This is a genomic window from Pseudoalteromonas holothuriae (genome assembly GCF_945859825.1).
GTDB lineage: Bacteria > Pseudomonadota > Gammaproteobacteria > Enterobacterales > Alteromonadaceae > Pseudoalteromonas > Pseudoalteromonas holothuriae.
In genome coordinates, this window is the sequence record NZ_CAMAPC010000066.1 from 1 (window position 1) to 1,206 (window position 1,206).

At 39.9% G+C, this 1,206-nt stretch carries 1 protein-coding gene; it reads right to left on the reverse strand.

Features of this window, described 5'->3' with window-relative positions; genetic code table 11:
• Positions 1-57: 57 nt before the first annotated feature.
• A complete protein-coding gene (locus tag OCI93_RS20875; protein WP_261627253.1) occupies positions 58-1,098 on the reverse strand; it encodes an IS481 family transposase in 1,041 nt (346 codons plus the stop codon).
• Positions 1,099-1,206: the final 108 nt, after the last annotated feature.

Genomic DNA, 1,206 nt, shown 5'->3' on the forward strand with positions numbered 1-1,206 from the left:
TGTACTAGCTCAGACTTGATCTGACAGTTACCCGTTTTTTAATCGGTGACTGTCAGTCTAGATTTGAGCTAAATTTTTCTCAGCCCAGATCAATTTTCCATCTAATAAAGTTTCCAATGGCGTTCTGCCACTGCATATTTTTCCTTGATGAGTTCGGTCATTATTGTAATAAATCATCCATTCGTCCAGATCCTTTTGCAATTCCTCTAATGAGCTATATAGCTTTTTACGGAATGTAACTTGATAGAATTCATTGAGTATCGTTTTGTGGAAGCGTTCGCAGATACCATTTGTTTGCGGTGACATAGCTTTGGTTTTTGTATGATCAATATCATTAATAGCGAGATATAACTGGTAATCATGATGTTCGACTTTGCCACAATATTCAGTGCCTCTATCGGTCAGAATACGTAGCATAGGAAGCTCGTACTGTTCGAAGTACGGCAGTACTTTGTCGTTGAGTATGTCAGCCGCAGTAATTGGCGTTTTCGTGGTGTAGAGCTTAGCGAACGCTACTTTGCTGTATGTATCAACGAAGGTTTGTTGGTAGATACGTCCAACGCCTTTGAGATTACCGACGTAAAATGTATCTTGAGAGCCTAGATAACCTGGGTGAGCCGTTTCAATTTCACCACACGCTTCGTCATCATGTTTTTTCTTTTCAAGCGCAGCTACTTGGGCGTCGGTGAGAATAATACCTTCGTTAGCCACTTTATTTTCTAGCGCCTTGAGACGCTTTTTAAAGTTCTCTAGGTCATGACGTAGCCATATTGAACGAACACCGCTGCCAGAAACGAATACGCCTTGTTTTCTGAGTTCATTACTCGTTCTGTGTTGGCCGTGAGCTGGATAATCGACAGCGTATTTAATAACGGCTTGTTCAGTTGCTTCATCAACTCTATTTTTTAAGTTTGGCGCTCTACGACTTTTATCAATTAACGCATCAAGTCCACCGTCTTCGATTAATTCTTGATAACGATAAAATGTATCACGGGATACGCCCATCACTTTGCAGGCTCTTGATACGTTGCCAAGTTCTTCTGCAAGATTAAGTAAACCCGCTTTGTGTTTAATAATTGGATTGTTAGTATGTAGCATGAGAGTTACCTCTTATATGTTTTGATTTAAAGATTCGACACCTTTTATCAAAACGGGTAACTCTCACTTTTTCAAGTTGATGTGTCAGATCTTGTCTGAACTAATACA

What these genes read in the sequence shown, in the direction of transcription:
- OCI93_RS20875 (WP_261627253.1), bottom strand. Translation starts at nt 1,098, where the DNA reads ATGCTACATACTAACAATCCAATTATTAAACACAAAGCGGGTTTACTT.